General features: G+C 48.3%; 9 protein-coding genes. 3 read left to right on the top strand and 6 right to left on the bottom strand.

All coding sequences use genetic code 11. The features are described from left to right. Nucleotides 1-14 precede the first annotated feature (14 nt). Together BLQ88_RS33645 and BLQ88_RS33650 are read left to right on the top strand one after the other, a co-directional pair. A complete protein-coding gene (locus BLQ88_RS33645) occupies nucleotides 15-710 on the top strand; it encodes a hypothetical protein (protein ID WP_090157413.1) in 696 nt (231 codons plus the stop codon). A gap of 371 nt (nucleotides 711-1,081) precedes the next feature. Continuing rightward, complete coding sequence (locus BLQ88_RS33650; RefSeq protein WP_090157414.1) at nucleotides 1,082-2,956, top strand: asparagine synthase-related protein; 1,875 nt, start codon at nucleotides 1,082-1,084, stop codon at nucleotides 2,954-2,956. 2 nt (nucleotides 2,957-2,958) lie between these two features. Here the strand turns inward: BLQ88_RS33650 and porU2 (BLQ88_RS33655) are convergent, their stop codons facing one another. Together porU2 (BLQ88_RS33655) and porU2 (BLQ88_RS33660) are read right to left on the bottom strand one after the other, a co-directional pair. Further along, nucleotides 2,959-6,279, bottom strand: a complete 3,321-nt coding sequence (gene porU2 / locus BLQ88_RS33655; protein WP_090157415.1) for a putative type IX secretion system sortase PorU2 — start codon at nucleotides 6,277-6,279, stop codon at nucleotides 2,959-2,961. A 61-nt stretch (nucleotides 6,280-6,340) separates the two neighbouring features. Then, on the bottom strand, nucleotides 6,341-9,331 hold the full coding sequence (porU2, locus tag BLQ88_RS33660) for a putative type IX secretion system sortase PorU2 (protein WP_090157416.1): 2,991 nt from the start codon (nucleotides 9,329-9,331) through the stop codon (nucleotides 6,341-6,343). Between the two features lie 396 nt (nucleotides 9,332-9,727). Here porU2 (BLQ88_RS33660) and BLQ88_RS33665 point away from each other — a divergent pair, with 396 nt between their 5' ends. Beyond that, nucleotides 9,728-11,272, top strand: a complete 1,545-nt coding sequence (locus BLQ88_RS33665) for a malate:quinone oxidoreductase (protein ID WP_262485728.1) — start codon at nucleotides 9,728-9,730, stop codon at nucleotides 11,270-11,272. A gap of 54 nt (nucleotides 11,273-11,326) precedes the next feature. Here the strand turns inward: BLQ88_RS33665 and BLQ88_RS33670 are convergent, their stop codons facing one another. The 4 genes from BLQ88_RS33670 to BLQ88_RS33685 form a co-directional block, all read right to left on the bottom strand. Beyond that, complete coding sequence (locus BLQ88_RS33670) at nucleotides 11,327-11,917, bottom strand: Uma2 family endonuclease (protein WP_090157418.1); 591 nt, start codon at nucleotides 11,915-11,917, stop codon at nucleotides 11,327-11,329. A 107-nt stretch (nucleotides 11,918-12,024) separates the two neighbouring features. Further along, on the bottom strand, nucleotides 12,025-12,870 hold the full coding sequence (locus BLQ88_RS33675) for a sugar phosphate isomerase/epimerase family protein (RefSeq protein ID WP_090157419.1): 846 nt from the start codon (nucleotides 12,868-12,870) through the stop codon (nucleotides 12,025-12,027). A gap of 6 nt (nucleotides 12,871-12,876) precedes the next feature. Further along, the gene (locus BLQ88_RS33680) at nucleotides 12,877-14,046 is read right to left on the bottom strand and encodes an FG-GAP repeat domain-containing protein (RefSeq protein ID WP_229212977.1); all 1,170 of its coding nucleotides are present in this window, start codon (nucleotides 14,044-14,046) and stop codon (nucleotides 12,877-12,879) included. A 71-nt stretch (nucleotides 14,047-14,117) separates the two neighbouring features. Beyond that, nucleotides 14,118-17,690 (bottom strand): PVC-type heme-binding CxxCH protein, encoded by a 3,573-nt coding sequence (locus BLQ88_RS33685; RefSeq protein ID WP_143016996.1) that lies wholly within the window; start codon nucleotides 17,688-17,690, stop codon nucleotides 14,118-14,120. Nucleotides 17,691-17,840 lie beyond the last annotated feature (150 nt).

The raw sequence follows: 17,840 nt of genomic DNA on the forward strand, positions 1-17,840 counted from the left end.
GTTCATTCAGTAATATGAAACAATATCTCTCCTACTTTGCATTTGCAGTTTTGTCATTGTTTGCCAGCTGTGATAGCACAGATGTTGCTACGATTAATCCCGACAGATACGGAGTTCTGAAAGAGGGCAATTATATTATTTATGACGTTCGTGAAGAGAATTATTCTGCCGGGAAAGATACCCCGGATGTAAGTTCATGGCAGGAAAAAGACCAGGTCATCAGCTTAACAAAAGAGAATGCCAATTCGACAATCGCATTGATTGCGAGATTCAAGCGAAGCAATGACGCCGATTACTGGACAAAAGTGAAGGAATTCACCATTGTAAGATCTCCTGATAAGTTGCTTACCACGATCGACAATGAAAGCTTCATGAGTCTTGTTTTCCCACTTAATCCCAATATGAAGTGGAACGGGAATCAGTATAATAATCGTGATGCAGAAGATTATCGGTATGATGCTATTGATCAGCCTTTTTCCTTAGCGCAGCAGAACTTCCAAAATACACTGACGGTTATCGAAAGGCAGGATTCGTCGATTATTAACAAGTACACCGGGGTAAAAAAATACGCGCTGGACATAGGCCTCATTTATGACGACCAGGTGTCTTTCGAGTATTGCCAAACCCAGGAGTGCCTGAATAGTGACATTCGCCAGGTAGAATCTGGTTATCACAGGATCAGAACGGTCAAACAATTTGGATCTAACTAAGGCGGATGCTTAAAAAAAACGAATTATTTCATTTTTTTTTGTAAATTGAGAAAAATAGCTACCTTTACAGCGGATACTATAAAACACCTAAAACGTTTGATATGAAAACTGTTACTATGCACTCTACACAGACAAAAAAATCTTATCGCAAGCCAGCTCTGAACAAATTTGGCGCCGTAAGCAAGCTTACAAAAGGTAAATTGGGAAGCATGTTCGATGGCCCAGGAAATCCGGTTAAATTTGACGGTCTAGGAGAATCATAGTATTGTCTCCCGTTAGGTTAACTGAATTTACCTAAATTGTTAATTGAAGGTTTTTTTAGCTATCATACTGTTGCACCCCAAGCGTGTAGACAGCATGATAGCTTTTTTTTGTTCAATAGTGGCTACATTGGTGTAAACAAGCTGGCGGGCAATTATCCTACCTATCTCGTGCATACCGTCGACCAGAATGGCGATGTTCAAAAGCTCTCAAACTTGCGAGAAGGAAATGCGGAACCCCTTCACCTGACAGAGTTGCTCTCAGCAACACCGGACCTTCATATCGGTGTTTGGTACGATGCGGACACAAGACGCCTGCATCTGTCGCGGGACGTTTTTGGCGTCGTCCCATTCTTCTACGCGCACATACCCGGGAAATATTTCGCATTCTCTACGGATATTATATCTCTGACCAGGATGAGAGAGGTGGCGGCAGAAATCAGCATTAACGTTGGAAAAATCATCCCGTATTGCTCTCCTTATCACCCGGACTTTGTCCACGACGCATCCTCAACATTCTTTTCCTCCATCCAGTCGGTCTTGCCTGGGCACGTTTTGACAGTCGACGCCCTTGAATGTACTTCGAGACGCTACGTTACATTCAGACCGGAGAAATGGGCTCATTTGAAGAAATCCGAAGAATATGCCGAAGTGCTGCGTAGCAAGTTTATCAAAGCGGTGGGACATTGCGTGCCAGACACTTTTGAACCCGTAGGAGCGCAGTTGAGCGGCGGGCTGGACTCATCTTCTGTAAGTTCCGTGGCGAAACGGCTCTGGGACGGAAAAGCATTGCACACATTCCACATCGTATCCCAAAGCGGTTCATCGGACGAAAGCAATTATGCGGAGGCGGTAGTCAATTCTATCGGCTCTATTCACCACTTGGTTTACCCGCCTTCCAATGATTTGGAAGCGCTCGAATTAAGTACGCGATTGTATGGACAGCCGGAAGCCAGTTTTTTGTCTCCTGCATCCAATCTCGCGATGATATCGAGTGCAGCGCAGCATGGCTGTAAAGTTTTACTCAATGGCTTTGGCGGAGACTCTGTGATAGGGAATGGCAGTGAGCTGGTTTTAGAGGCCTTCAATAAGCAGGATTGGAAGGGTTATGAAGATTTGCTCAGGATGCGGGTCAAGTACTTCGCTCTTGCGGATCAATATAGCAACTGGGATTCTTTCCCGGATACTAAAAAGTATGAGCTCGTTCTTCAAAATTCACTTTACCGGCGCTTCTCGACAAGCCGCGATCGCTCCCTTGGCGCGCTGCTTCGCCTTTACCGGTCACTTCCCGGTAATCTTAGGCCTTCGCCGGCATATTTCCTGAACAGGTATGTAAAGAGCTTGTTTTCCCGAACTACGCAACGCTATCAAACAGGGAGTAACCAGCTTTCAATTGTTCATCCCGAAATCGAAGTTTTGTACGGGCAGAAAGATGTACCGACGAGCTTCCCGACAGCAATCAGGAGCGATCTACCGGCAAGTTTTCAGGAATTGTTTCAGGATGTTTTTCATCCTCACGTGATCAAAACGCAAGAAGAGTATTTCATGCTCGGTAACCATTTCGGCGTCAGTTCACGCTCGCCTTTTATGGATTACGAGCTTTTTGAGCTGAACCTGGCGATACCGGATATTGTAAAATTCGGGGATGGCATCGGTCGTGCGCACATGCGCAATGCAATGAAAGGCATCCTGACTGACAAAGTCAGGCTCCGGCATACCAAGGCAACTTTGAGCTCATCAGACGGACATGACATGACAATGCGGCTTTACGACCAGGCTAAGCATTATCTTTTCGATAATCCGGAAACCTGGCATTATCTGGATCGTCAAAAATTCGAGGAGCAAGTCAAGATCGCGCTCAACCTCAAAATTCCGTACTCACACAAAACCAATGTGTACTTGCTGATTACAAGAGGGATTTCGTTCGCAATATGGCTAGACTGGTTGAAGAAGCATTCAAAAAATGCCTCTTCAAGCCTTTCCTAAACCTATCTTACCAACGCCACCTTTCCGGTGATGCTCTTTTCTTCGCCCTGCTGTCTGATCATATTGACCTTGTAGTAGTATAAACCGCTTACACTTTGTGTAGGCTGCCAGTACCATTCGTTCACACTGGGTTTTGGATTATCCTGATGATCTTTGTGAACCAATATACCGCGCTGGTCGTAAATCATCCACTCGATCCGGGTAACGGGATTGCTGGCAGGCAATGTAGTTTCAAAACGGAAATAAGACGATGCGGGGTTAGGGCTAACCACCAGCTTCAACACTTCGCTTGCACCGTCTATACGGAAACGGATTCTGTAAGGTGTGGTACTAGTGTTGCCGGCATCATCACTTCCTGTGACCAGCAACTCGTACACGCCTGGCTCTGTCGGCGGAGCCAGCAGGTTAACCGATAACGAACGATCAGTAAGAGCCTTGATTTCCAGCAATTTCCCCGAAGAATAAGCCAGTCGCTTAAAGTCGCACGAATTGTCCTCACAAGCCTTCAAAAAGACATTCACGCGGGAAGTGTCCGCCGAAAGAAGCCGATCATCTTCGAGGTCGATAGCGATATTAAGCCCCGGCTGAACGACTTCATCATTTTTGATTATTCTATCATTGAACCTGACAGTCAAAATCGGTGCAACGATATCTTTGACACTACCCTGAGGATAGACAGATTCATTCTTCGCAACCTCCCAATCTATCACCAACTCGGCTTTGTTATTATTTTTATTCAATTCCTTAATCGTGTTGGCTGGATCCAGTTTTACCGCGATTTTCTCGATAGGATTGGTCAAATTTACGGCTACCGAAATCGTGTCGTGGAATGCAAATCCCGAAACAGTTTCCTTTACGAGGGTCTGGCCGCCATTCATAAAATAGGTAATCTCAACAGGCAATTTCTCACCCGGCACGTATCTACCCAGGTTATCTACACGTACATTAAGGGTAACTTTTGAAGATTCTCCGATCGTTTTGTTCGGTGATTCGGCGTAGATTTTAATGCCTTCGTCCGAATCCACACTGTAATCCGAATTGCCTACCGATACAACTTTGAGTGCCGGGTCTCCCTGAAGTACTGATTGATGAATGTTTGCGACGTTGTATGTCCCGGCATCCTCTTTTAGGATTTTCAATGCCAGGGCCTTCTGAATATCTCCAATGGGTAAGTTGTACGTAGACGAATCCGAGAACATTGAGCTGTAAAGCTTGGTCAGATAGTTAGACGACGGACTCACAAAACTCTCGAAAGAATTGGCAATGATTGCAATAGAACCCCTCTTCGCAGCCAAAAGCCAGTCCATAGACAATGGGTATCTGTCATTTGAACCAGGACTAGGGTTAAACCGGGCGCTAAAGATGTTCCCAACCCCACATCCATTGAAATACATCATTGGATACATTCCGGTATTGTTATAACCTCTGTCCGCATCCGTAATGTAACCCATATCCAAGTCGGTGACAGTCGTGGAGCCATGACCGAAATAGGTGATCAGACCAACCCCCTCATTCACTTCAGGCGTGATATTCACTGTTTCAACCTCTCCTATCGCCTGTTGTTTTACGAATGGTTTTACCGAGCCTCCCACGATTCCGCGGGATACATTCGGTTCCAGGGCAGCAAGCAATTGTTTTAACTGGGTAATTTCAGAAGCCGTCTTCCCACCATTCAAATGCAACACGTGCTTCCTCCAACCATAGTTGCCGGTCGAATTGTGTTCGTATTCCTTAACCTTCCCGAGGTAATCGTGTATATTTTGATTGGTAACCGCGCTGAGTCGTCCGATTGGCACAGCCGGAACATCCCTGACAGTGCCTCCCAGGCCTTCTACCAGAAGTATGTCCGACGCAGGAAACCCAATCGTTGGAACCTCGTCAGGCAGCTCCCTGATCATACGCTCGTTATGGGTAATCGATTTTCCGATCAGAAACAGATGCTTATCTTTTTTCCCGTCAGAAATCATGTAATCCACAAAATTCCTGATAGCGACAGGACTTGGCTCCCCGTAGTTGAACTGATTGTAAACGTCCTTGATATTGGCTACCAGCGTGGTAAAACCTCCCCCATCCACTGACGAACGGTAAGCAGCATATTCTTTCGCTCCATCCAAAAGGTTTTCGCTTGTAAGGATAATGTAGTTGACGTTCAATGGGTATTTCGTCCCGAAAGTCACCGCATTGACTTTGGCTTTCTGGATCGTTACGGATTCACTGGTAACCAGTAACCTTGCGTCTCTGTTCGCAGAACGAGGCACCATGATGCCCGATGCGTTTCCTTCTATCACTACCGGCTTGTCTGTATCTGTAATATCGATAACCGTGCTGCTTGCCGGAGTATTTGTTACGTTTAGTCGTGTATAGCTGTCGGAAGTTTTAACGAGGTTAAACTCGCTTGTTTTCTTCCCTGTCATATCTGTTTTCTGAGGGTATTTGACGGAATAATAGGTAAGCGAGTACCCGTCGACATTATTCGTACCTACCGCTTTCAGGTTAAGTACTCCTTTTCCCTGCGCATCGAGGTCACTGCTCTCCAACGTGAAAGAATATTGTGACGCTGAAAATCCGTTGTTTGGCAGGGCATGAACCAGTCTGAGAGACTGATCAGTTTTTCCTACTCTGATTTCGATATTCTTTGCACCAGGGCTTCTCCCGTGTATCAGGAGTTTCACCACCGGCTTATCGGCATTATTACTTACATGATTGGTCAACTGAATGGCGACAGAACTTGCTTTACCTTCCATCGACGCTTTACCCGTACGACTGGCGCCAATCTCAAAAAAACTATTAAAAAAAGATGGTCTGAGATATGAATTGGTACTAAGCGAATACTCATTCTTGTAGATTACCAGATTTTCGCCCTTATGGATATTCACCGGTGCGTCCTGCGGGGTAGCGTCCTTATTGCTTCGAACCGCTCTCAACCCTGCGGCGTCTCCCACCGTCAGAAAATACGCTCCTTCATCGGAATACATGCTCCAATACGGATTTATCCGTGAACTCATCGGTCTGTATAGCAACGAATCACTGGCGCCGTCATTGGGTACGGCATAAAAAACGACTTCCTTATTGTCGGTTGAAATAATGGCCACTTGCTTACCACGGTGCCAAAGTTGAATCTTGCTGACGTCATTTACAGGGAAATCGGTTGGCAAAACGGAAAATGGCAGCTTATGTATTCCCGCTTGTGTAATACCTACTTTCACATAGGGCTTGCCGTACACAATCCAGTTATTCCTGTAAGGTGCTCCCCATTGTGCGGAAACACTCGAAACTCCAAAGCTCAGCAGAACAGCGAGGCAAAAAGTAAACCTGAAACCCATAACATCAAAAAAATAGGCTGACACGCACTTTTAATCGCGCATGTCAGCCAACATTTATACCCTATTTCTTAACTACCTTTTTGTGATACACGTCTCCGTTTTCGGTGTATACTTCCAATACATAATCACCGGCGGTGAGTTGTGAAAGATTCAATTTGTTCCCGGTCTGATTTTTCAAGACAGTCTGTCCTGCCACATTCACCAGGTTCCAGCTCTTGATCTTCACAGGCACATCCACTTTAAATTCGCCAGCATCAGCAATCGGGTTGGGCGAAACAACGAAGAATTTAGATTCCTCGCGTCTCACTGGTACGATGGTTGAATAGCTGCTCTTACCGTCAACCGTTTTTCCATCCACCACTTTGCTGTAATCAACCTGTTTAAGACGATAGTAACTTACGCCGGTCAATGGTTTTGAGTCATAGAACAAGTAACTAGTTTCTGTCTCCGTCGTTCCTTTACCTTCCACCCGACCAATTTCTTCGAACAGCTTTCCATTGTAACTTCTCTCAACGATGAAATGGCTGTTGTTCTTTTCCGAAGCTGTCAACCATTCAACTCGTACCTTTTCATTTTCTGTCTTGGCGGTAAACGAAATCAGGTCTACCGGCAATGCACCATCAGTTATCAGGATGTTCAAAGCCGGGTCGCCCTGCAAAAGAACCTGGTGTACATTGGCTCTGTCGGCATCATAATAGGAAGCCACGCGTGAATTTTGAGCCACATTGTAAGTGTAGTTCTTTTGCTGCTTTGTCAGCCGTGCCACTTCCTTAACGATATTACCAATCGTTTTTCTATTGATATCGGTTACCGTAAAGATTTGCGTGTAAAGCTTGTCGAGATACTCATTCGATGTACTTGCGAAGGCATCCCAGGTATTTCCGAATACGATCACCGCACCTTTGTTCGGAGTGAGCAGCCAGTCAAGCGACATCGGGCGAACCGAACTTGCCGGCGTTGTTCCGAACAAACCATTACGCCCACTGAAGATGTTGTTAACACCACATCCGTTATAGAACAGTACCGGGAAATTATTAGGGTTATTGTATCCTTTGTTCGGATCGCTCACGTAACCGGCATTGTAATCCGTCTTGTCAACGCCGCCGTGTCCAAAATACGTTACCATACCGACGCCAGCGCCGTTCAGCTCCGTTGCGAAATTCATTTCAATGACATCGTCACTGGCAACGGTTTTCAATTTTGGGATAACATTCCCTGAGAACGGGTTGCTGCTTATGTCCGTCGCGATCGAATTGAGGTAGTTAGAGAATTGCGTAATCTCGCCGTCCGTTTTCCCTCCGTTCATGTGGATAACGTTCTTCCGCCACGCGATGACATCCTGGCTTTCATATTTCTGCACTTTGGCCAGATAGTCCAACACCTGCTGGTCTGAAATCGCCGCCACACGTCCAACGGGCACTGCCGGCACGTCATCGGGAGATCCTGCCAAGCCGTCAGTCAGGAGCATATCCGATCCTGGATAACCTACCGTAGGAACCTCATCCGGAATCTCCCGCGTCATCCTTTCCGGGAATGTATTGGATCTTCCCAACAGCAGCAGGTATTTGCTGTCTTTCTGACCGTCGGAAATCATGTAGTCTGTAAAACGTCTTATCGCCACTGCACTCGGCTCACCGTAGTTAAACTGATTGTATACATCGCGGATCGAAATCACCAATGGCTTATACTTTTTCCCTGGACTATTGTCTTTACGGTAAGCAGCATATTGATTAGCCGAGCTGGTCAGGGTGTTTGAGCAGACGATCAGGTAATCGAAGTTCGCCGGATTGATCTCTGTAAACGTCGTGGTCGTAATCTTAGCCGGCAGGACAGTAGTTACCTGGTTAGTGGCAAGTAGATTAATTTTCTGTCCATTCCGGTCGATCAAAAGCGATGAAGGAGTGCCAGGTATGATTCTCGGTACGTCCGGTGTAGTAATATCATAAAACTGAACGCCGGCAGGTGTATTCGTAATGGCAAGTGACGACTGGATACCGGCGCCAACTGCAGGCAATTCAAATTCGTACGAATTGAGTGATTGCATATTCAACGCCTGATCGTACGTAAGCTTGAAGAAGGAAACTGAATAACCGCTTCCCTCGTATCCTACCTGCGTAGTTCTGAATCCAAGCGTACCCACTCCGTTCGCGTCAAAATCGCTATCCTGCAAATCAAAATTGAAGTCATAGTCATTTAACTCCGAAACGCTCAATGTTCCGAGAGATCTTAATGTCGCAGCAGTTTTACCAATAAATACTTCTGCGGTTGAAGCACCTAACCTGGCTTTCAGGTGAACGGACATTTTCTTAGTTGCCGCTCCAACAGGGAATTTGATCTGAAAACTGAAAGGCTCCGGCACATAGGACGAAGGAAAGATAATCGAGGATTTCGGGTTCTGAACCTGGATGTTGTTACCCAAAAAGAATCCCATCAGCGATGTGCCTGAATACTGCTTTCCTTCTTCGAAATAACTATTGTAGGTAGATGGCCGATAGTACGTAGAAGAGCTATGGGTGTACTCGTTCTTGTAAATTCGCACATCAGTCTTGACGTGCGATGCGACAGCCTCCGGCGACGGGTTCGACAACGGTGTAGCTACGATTGCCCTGTCACCGTTCGCCGAAGGATTGACCGTCAGAAAGTAAGAGCTTTCATCCGAATAAATGCTGTAATAAGGATTCTTCCGCGCGGTAGGCAATCTGAAAAGCAGCGCATCCATAGCCCCGTCGTTAGGCACACCGTAGAATAGGATTTCGTTGGCATCTGCCTTGATAATGCTAACCTGAACGCCGCGGTGCCAGAGTTCGAGCCTGTTTTTGTCGGCATCCTTGAATACTTGTGGCAAATCCGAGACATTGACCTTGTGAATGCCTTTTGCGGTGACGCCTATTCTAACCCAGGGCTGGGAATACCTACCGGCAAGCCACTCATTTCCATTTGCTCCGCTCCATTTTTGCGCAATGCTCTGCGTGCATGCAATCAAAACGATGACGGCCAGCGTGCTAAGAATTCTCGGTAAGCGCAGTGTGTTTAAGGTAGAGAATGTTTTCATACATAGATGATTTGTTTTCTTTCAATTTAGGGAACATGCTAAATAAATAATGCAACCAAAAGGCTTTACGCAATTATAAATCTACGACAACTTTCGAAGTTCGCAAAATTATACAAGGGGTGAAAATGATGTCTGATAATGCCGGAAACGACAGTCTAAGTAACGAAAGAAACGCCCGTTTAGTACAAAAACAAAGGATATTTAACAGAACGGTTACATTAACAATATTGGCGACCCTGTTTTTGCAACAAAGAAAGTTTTAATTGCCCCCTGCCAAGAACTTGCAAACCGCCATAACTTTTATTTTTGAAATTATACTATTTTCGAAACAAATATTGTTAGGACGACTGTTACCTAACAGTGATTTGTACTTTTCCGGGCTTAGGCCTTCTTACCATATTTACTTTTTTCGTGATGAATACCAAAAAGTCTTCAAAAACGAGCTCACCTGACGTGGTTTTGATTGGGGCAGGCATTATGAGCGCTACGCTCGGGGTTTTACTGAAAAAGCTTAATCCATCCATTACCATCTCCGTCTTCGAACGTCTTGACCGCGTAACGGCCGAGAGCTCAGACCCGTGGAATAACGCCGGCACCGGCCATTCCGCTTTCTGCGAATTGAACTACACGCCGCAACTGGCCGACGGTTCTATCGAAACCAAAAAAGCCGTCAAAATCGCCGAATCATTCGAAGTGTCGAAGGAATTCTGGGCGTACCTGGTTGAAAATGAGGTGATCGATTCGCCCGACAGTTTTATCCACAATATTCCCCATCTGAGTTTTGTCTGGGGTGAGGAAAACGTGGAGTATTTACGCAAGCGATACAAGGCGCTGACCAGCCACCACTTGTTCCACGGAATGGAATACACCGAGGACAAGGAAACGATCGAGAACTGGATTCCCCTGGTGATGAATGGCCGGCAAGCCGATGAAAAAGTGGCGGCCACCCGCATGGAGCTCGGTACCGACGTTAATTTCGGTGCGCTGACGAAAGCCATGTTCGATTACCTCGAAAAGCAGGATGGTGTCAACCTCTACCTCAACTACGAGGTCGACGACCTTACTCGCCAAAAGGATAACTCGTGGCTGATCGAAGTAAAAGATCGGGCTACCAGAAAAGAAAGCAAGATCACCGCTAAATTCGTATTTATCGGCGCAGGCGGCGGCTCGTTGCCTCTGCTCGAAAAATCGAATATTCCGGAAGGTAAAGGCTTTGGTGGATTCCCTGTAAGCGGGCAGTGGCTCGTGTGTAACAAGCCGGAAATCATTGAAAAACACCAGGCAAAAGTATATGGCAAGGCTTCGGTAGGCTCGCCGCCGATGTCGGTACCTCACCTCGACACCCGCATGATCGACGGGAAAAAAGCATTGCTATTCGGGCCATATGCCGGGTTCTCAACCAAGTTTTTGAAAAACGGTTCGTACCTCGACCTTCCGCTTTCCATTAAGCTGAACAATATCAAACCGATGCTGGCGGCGGGTCTGCACAACATTCCGCTGACCAAATACCTGATCGACCAGGTTCGTCAATCTCCTCAGGACCGCCTCGAAGCGCTGAAAGATTATTTCCCGGAAGCGCAGCTCGAAGACTGGGATCTCGAAACGGCCGGTCAACGTGTGCAGGTGATCAAAAAGGATAAAAAAGCAGGTGGTGTCCTCGAATTCGGCACTGAAATGGTAACTGCCGCGGACGGTTCGCTGGCTGCATTGCTGGGCGCTTCTCCGGGAGCTTCCACGGCCGTGTCGATCATGCTCGAACTGATCCATAAATGCTTTGCCGAAGCCAAAACATCCGAATGGCAACGCGAATTCAAGAAGATGATCCCGTCATTCGGCAAATCGCTTTCCAAAGAAAAAGACCTCGCCGCCAAAACCCGCGCGTGGACTACCGAGGTACTGCATTTAAGCGCCTCGCATTTGGAAGAGGAAGTGACCGCGTGATTGTAGGTTAATATAAAAACGTTAAAGCCCTGGCCTGCGCCGGGGCTTTTTGCTTTAATCGGTAAATACTTCTGAGAGATTGATGACAAGATCGGGAAACACACTTGAATAGAGCAGTTCCCCATTATTCTTAGGGTGTTGTCCCACAAATTTGCCAGACCTATCCAATAAAAAGATATTAACGTGGCCATGATCGGGATAAACTACCCAATACTCCCGCACGCCACTTTCTTCATATACATTAAATTTCTGATTCATTTCCCTCAGTGACTTGCCCGGAGAAAGTATCTCGATCACAAGGTCAGGCGCTCCCAGGCACCCGCGATCATCCACTTTTGACAAATCGCAAACGACGCAGATATCTGGTTGTAAAACCGTAGTTATGTCCTGATTACTATTTCTATCCTTAAGTGGCAACCTCACATCGAATGGCGCTGGAAAAACCCGACAGGGGCTGTTTTTGAGCTGTGTCCAAATCATACCACTAATATTCATAACGGCAGTCTGGTGCCGGCTTGACGGTGCCGGTGACATTTTATAGATATACCCTTTAATCAGCTCCAAACGCTCGTTAAACTGCCATTTCAGGTAGTCGGCGTAGGTATACTGTTTGGTAAGATCCAGTTGGTCGAAACTTGTGATCATGAGCCGATTCGTTTTTACAATATTACCAAATCCCCATGCCTATTCCCAAAACGAATACAGAAGAAGCACTTCCAATGTGCAAAAGTACATACTTCATAATCAAGCGGTCAAAACGCCAGCGACCGCAAAAACTTCAACCCTTCAACCGCGATCGCTTCGCGTGATGGCTCTACCTGGCGCCAGATCGAGGCGGCTTTGGCGATCACTTTTACGTCCGGCGTGAAGGATTCGATCACGATGTCTCCCCGATAGTGGATACGGTCTAATGCGGCGAAAATACGATCCCAGTTGATCTGGTCGCCGCCAGGAGTACCACGGTCACTGCCCGACGCATGCAGTAGCCCCAACCTGTCCCCCGCCTTTTGAATGGCGAGCGCCGGGTCCTTTTCTTCCAGGTTCATGTGAAAAGTATCGAGGTGTACCTGCAATGCATCGCTCCCGACGGTGTCGATCATCCGCAGCGCCTGGTCGCAGGTGTTGATAAAATCGGTTTCGTACCGGTTCAGTGGCTCTATCGCCAGTTTTACATCATGCTTTGTCGCATAATCAGCCAGGGCTTTCAGGTTACCCGCCACAAGCTCCCACTGTTTGCGTCGCTGATCATCAGGAACAAGCTCTGCCCGCCCTACCGCGGAATAAACAGGCCCTACCACAAGCTTACTCCCAAGCACCGGTGCGATACGGATCAGCGCTTCGACATACTCAATGGCCGTCACCTGATCCTTCCGCGTGCCGCGCAGGTCGCGCCCGGGCCCGGTAGCCGCGCATACCGAGCGACATTCCAGCCCGTTATCATCCAAAGCCTTTCGAACGTAAACGGGATCTATATCGCCCGGATCCTCCAAAGCAATCTCCACAAAATCAAAACCCCAGTTTTTAAACCGGGGGAAGAAAGAAGTGCTTTCGTTCGTAAACGGGGAAGAAAACAAATAGGTATTGATACCAAACTTCATCGGTGCTTACTTGCCTTTTTGCTGTGTAAAAATGCGTACGCCCTTTTTGTTACCGGTGACGATGTCGAGCAGGCCGTCGCCATTCAGGTCTTCCACGGTCACGTGCAGGCCTACGCCTGAGTTGTCGTCAATATCGTGCCTGATCCACGTCGGTACTTTGCCGGGCTTGTATTCAAACCAGGAAATGAATGCCGGTTCAAACTCGCCGGGATCATTTCCATTGTGTGCGAAATACCGTTTACCGGTAATAAAATCCGGGTGACCGTCGCCATTCATATCTTTCAGCGCCAGGCCGTGCGTCTGCGAAATGGTTTTATCGATCTCGTGATGGATCCAAACCGTCTCTTTTCCTTCCTTCTTCTGCTCGTGCCACCAGATGCCATAGTTATGCGCGGACGCGCTAAGCACGTCGTTCAGGCCGTCGCCATTCAAATCAAGCACATACATTTGTGAGCAATCCTGCCCCAGATCGGCCGGATGGAATTTCCAGTCTTTGTCTTGGGGGTATTTGGCTGGCCCTTCCGCCGGGCCTTCCCACCAGCCGTTTCTTACGAGCACATCCTTGCGCCCGTCGCCGTTGATATCGCCATACCCGATCCCGTGCGTGTACATATGCGTGGAATTGTTGGCATCGTTGCTGATCACATATTTCTCCCAGGTCGTCTCCCCTTTTTTGGAAGGGCATTTAAGCCAGATCACCTTCTTACCCGTCGGATCATTGCAAAGCAAATCCAGCCGTCCGTCGCCATCGATATCTACTAATTGTGGAGATTCATTTCCTACCGAAGAATAAATGGTATGGACCGGCCAATGTCCCGGCTTGTTCTGCGGGTTTTCATGCCAGGCGGCAGCTTTGCCCGGCCAGTCAATGCGGATGAGGTCTATCCAGCCGTCCTGATTTACGTCCATCGCAAAGTCCAGGAAAGAATCACTATAACTGCCGTTTACGATAAATTCCTGCGGTTTCGCCAGTTCGTGTTCCTTCCAGTCGGGGGCTTCGAACCAATACGCGCCCGAAAGAATATCCTTTTTACCATCCTTGTTCACATCGCCCATCGCGGCACCTTCGGCAATGAACCGTTTGGTAAGTTCCGTTTTCTTAAATGCAATAGCCGATCCGCTCTTTCCTTTCGTCTGCGCGAATGCGTGCGTACCGGCAAAGGCAACTATATTCATCAAACAAAACCATTTCAAAACTCTTCCGGTTAACAGCATCGGATGTATGGGTTAGGATTAATACTCAAATATCATTTTACCCCCAGCAGGTAGTCGAGCAGCGCGTAAAAGTCCTTTTCAGGGATGATATTCCGAAACTGGTCGGGCATTAATGTGTATTTGGATGCCCGGTATTCTTTCATATCGCTTTTCGCCACCGAAAACTCCTGCCCGGTCATGTCCGCGAAGACGATCGTTTCGCCTTCTGTCCTGCGGTACAAGCCCGTGAGGGTCTTTTCATTTTTCAATGTGATATTATAAGTACGAAATGCCTCAGTTATATTCCTGTTGGGGTCAAGGATTTTTTGGGTCAATGCCTTGTGGCCCCAGTTTCCGATGCCATCGAGCTGCGGACCGACGAGCCCGCCCGAACCCTGAATCTGGTGGCAGCCACTGCAATTCTGCACGAAAATCACTTTTCCTGCGTCCGAAAACGCAGTCGCCGGTTTGAAATTGGCGATGCGCGCGTCGATCAGCTTCTGGCGTTCTGCACGTTCATTGGCGCCGGTAGCCAGCAATTGCCGCATTTGCGTTTGCTGTGAGGCATCCGCATTGCTCGTAAGCCGCTCCTGCACTGCGCCCTCGGTGGCGATATCTGCCCCAAGCTCTTCATCTTTGAATGCATTCAACAGATAACCGATCCCTTCCGAAGTATTAGCCAATACCGTCGCGATCACGATTTGCAAGTTCCGGGCGCCGCTGGCCAATTGTTTTTTCAAAGTTTCGTAAACAGACGGCGAGGCCGCCTGGCCCATCGCTACCGTAAGCTTCTCGCGCAAAGCTGGCAGCTCCGCAGGATCATTGAATACACCCGAAAGTACATCCACATTCGCTTTTGGATCAATATTCATCAATGCACCCGCAGCGGCGCTCCTCACTGTGTAATCCATCCATTGGGTTTGCAAAATGCTCCGTAATGCCGGTTGAAGGGATTTAATGTGGTACTCCCCGGCGATCTCCGCCGCTGTAATGCGCTGCTCCGAAACAGTAGAAGGCCCTTTTTCAGGAATAGTTACTACTGCCGGCTTAAACTGCCCGATCCCGACGGAGCCCGCCTGCGAACTGTCCACCGCTTCGATATACCCCATTTTCCCCTCATAACCCGCCAGATTGAAAGTCGCGTTGCGGATCAGGTCTTTGAACTGCATAGGAAGTACCTGGTTAACCCTGTATTCGGCAACCACTTTCCCACCATCGACCAGCCTGATTTTTACTGAATTCTTTGAAATACCTGTTTTCTCTGCCCGGTTATGGACATCATTATCGAACACATTCATATTCAATGTCGCAGGCAATTTAAACGGCACCGAATACAGCGCCGACTGCGGCCCATAGCCGCCTTTTTCACTCAAAACAATGCGGAATGCAGGCACTACATCCACCAGGAAATGCTCTGAAACCGTCCATGAATTCACCGGATCGGCATTCTTGGCTACCTTCCTGATTTTCCAGGTTTCGCTTCCGGCAGAAATGTTATTCAAAAACTTCCCGGCCAGCTGCTCGCCCCAGGCCACCATTTTAGGACTCGGCGCCGCCCCGCTTTGCCGGATACCGGCCTGAATGGTCCGGTACAATGAAAGCTGCTTTTCCGGTTCATTGCCAAACTTTGTATTAATCAAATCAATCGCTTTTTCCACCTGGTAAGGCGCCGAGAGTCTGCCGATGTATTCGAGATTGTTCAAAAGATCTTTGGAATCCAGCTCGTGCGTGAGCGTGTAATCGAGCACGAACGCCGCACCCGCGGAAGAAGGCACATCGAGCAGCGCCTTGTTCAGCAATGCAAGCTGCGCATCGGTCCAATGCAGGGCAGGAATCCGCCACATTACGCTGGTATTTTTCAGGTTGCTCCGGACGCCCAGCATTGCGGTATAGCGCAAATGGGTGTCCTCTACCGATGTTTTTTCATACAAATCCATCAGCAATGCCAGGTTTTCAGCCCTGGGAAAGCGCGTCAGCACTTCCGCTGCCGCCCGCCGGATAAACGGATCATCGTTTTTCAATGCATTGGTAACAAGGCGGTAATGCCCGTCGGAGAGCGCATTGCGTTCGCTGAGGATACGTAATGCATGGATTTTCACCACCTGCTCATTATCTGTCAATGCATTGTCCAATGCCCCGTCGTCGAGCGCGCCGAGGCGGTGCAATATCCACAATGCGTGTACCTGGGAAACCGCGTCGCCATTATTTGCCAAAAGGCGTTTCACCGGCATCACCGCTTTTTCTTTCCAGGTATCCACCAGCCGGTCTGCTACTTTCAGGCGCGTATTCAGCTGCGGATGTTTCAGTCCTTCCAGTAATTGCGCGATCGTCGCCTTCGACCAATCGGTGACGGGCAAATTATCGTTCGGTTCAGCGCCTTTGTAGGTAACCTTCCATATCCGTCCGCTCACCCGGTCGCGGCCGGGGTGGTTTAAAGCCACTTCGTAATGCCCGATGATCCGGTTATAGAAATCGGCGATATACAATGCTCCGTCCGGTCCTACCTTAATATCCACCGGCCTGAACCACGGGTCTTTACTTACCAGCAACGGCTCTTCCTTTTTCGAAGAAGGTGTCGAACCATTGAAAGTGACCGTGTTCCGGTCAATGCGGCAGGTGACGACGTCACCGGTAAGAAAGCTGCCGCGGTATTTAGCGGGGAATTGGGTGCCGGTATAATAGACAAGCCCTGCCAATGCCGTCGAGCCCAAATCATAGGTCATCATGGCAGGCGCAAACCCAAGCCCTACCGGCGCTTTTTTACCAAAATGCGGATAATCGCCGCCGAAAATCAGCTGGGTAATCGGTTTGGTATGGCAATCCACCGAATACAAAAAGCCTTTTTCATCATAAGCGTACCCAAACGGGTTCACCCGGCCAAATGTGGTCTGCTCCACGTGACTGCCATCCAGTTTCACCCGGAAAGTATTCCCCGAAGTCATCCGTATCGAATCGCCATCCGTTCCGGCAACATTCGAGACATTGGAAAAACCATGACATACATGCAGCCAGCCGTCGTACCCGCGCATGAGGTTGTTCACCATCCCGTGCGTGTCCTTGTGCCCGAAGCCACCCAGCAATACCTCCCGGCTATCGGACTTGCCGTCGTCGTTGGTGTCCTTGAAATGGTAAAGGTTCGGAATACTGTACCCGATGGCGCCGTCGGCAACAGGCATAATGCCGATCGGAATGTTCAGATTATCATCGAAATGCGTGAAAGTATCCGCCCTGCCATCTCCATTCTTGTCTTCGAGGATCGTAATACGGTCTTTCCCGTCGCTTTCTCCGGCCGCCACAGGATATTCCCCCGATTGCGTCACCCACAACCGGCCGCGATCGTCGAATTCCATGTTCATCGGCTTGGTAATGTCAGGCTCGGATGCGAAAAGCGTCACTTCGAAACCTTCGGGCACGATAAAACTCAGACGTTCTTCTTCCGGCGTTTTGAAGCCGCTCGTCCGGATATGCTCCGCGTAAATGTCGGTCACGGCTTGCTGAGGCGCATTGGCGACCGTCACATTCTGACCGGATTTGTTTTGGGGAGGTTTACAACTTTGTGCATTGAACAACACGGAGGCGGCCAGCAACGGCAGACCGATTCTGAAAGTGCTTCGGAATGGCGGCATACGATCAGGAAGTAAAGCAGGGTTAAGGAATTTCGTTGAATAAGTATTGGTAACTAAACCCGGCGAACCGGTAATTTTACTATGATAATTAGGATTTAAATTAGAATCCGGGCTATTGTGCGCGTTACCGGCGACACGATAGCCCGGAAC

The organism is Dyadobacter soli (genome assembly GCF_900101885.1).
Lineage (GTDB): Bacteria > Bacteroidota > Bacteroidia > Cytophagales > Spirosomataceae > Dyadobacter > Dyadobacter soli.

Excerpts from the sequence above, each read along its gene's own strand:
- BLQ88_RS33685 (WP_143016996.1), bottom strand. The coding sequence starts at position 17,690 with ATGCCGCCATTCCGAAGCACTTTCAGAATCGGTCTGCCGTTGCTGGCC.
- BLQ88_RS33645 (WP_090157413.1), top strand. The coding sequence starts at position 15 with ATGAAACAATATCTCTCCTACTTTGCATTTGCAGTTTTGTCATTGTTT.
- BLQ88_RS33675 (WP_090157419.1), bottom strand. The coding sequence starts at position 12,870 with ATGAAGTTTGGTATCAATACCTATTTGTTTTCTTCCCCGTTTACGAAC.
- porU2 (WP_090157415.1), bottom strand. The coding sequence starts at position 6,279 with ATGGGTTTCAGGTTTACTTTTTGCCTCGCTGTTCTGCTGAGCTTTGGA.
- BLQ88_RS33680 (WP_229212977.1), bottom strand. The coding sequence starts at position 14,046 with ATGAATATAGTTGCCTTTGCCGGTACGCACGCATTCGCGCAGACGAAA.
- BLQ88_RS33670 (WP_090157418.1), bottom strand. The coding sequence starts at position 11,917 with ATGATCACAAGTTTCGACCAACTGGATCTTACCAAACAGTATACCTAC.
- porU2 (WP_090157416.1), bottom strand. The coding sequence starts at position 9,331 with ATGAAAACATTCTCTACCTTAAACACACTGCGCTTACCGAGAATTCTT.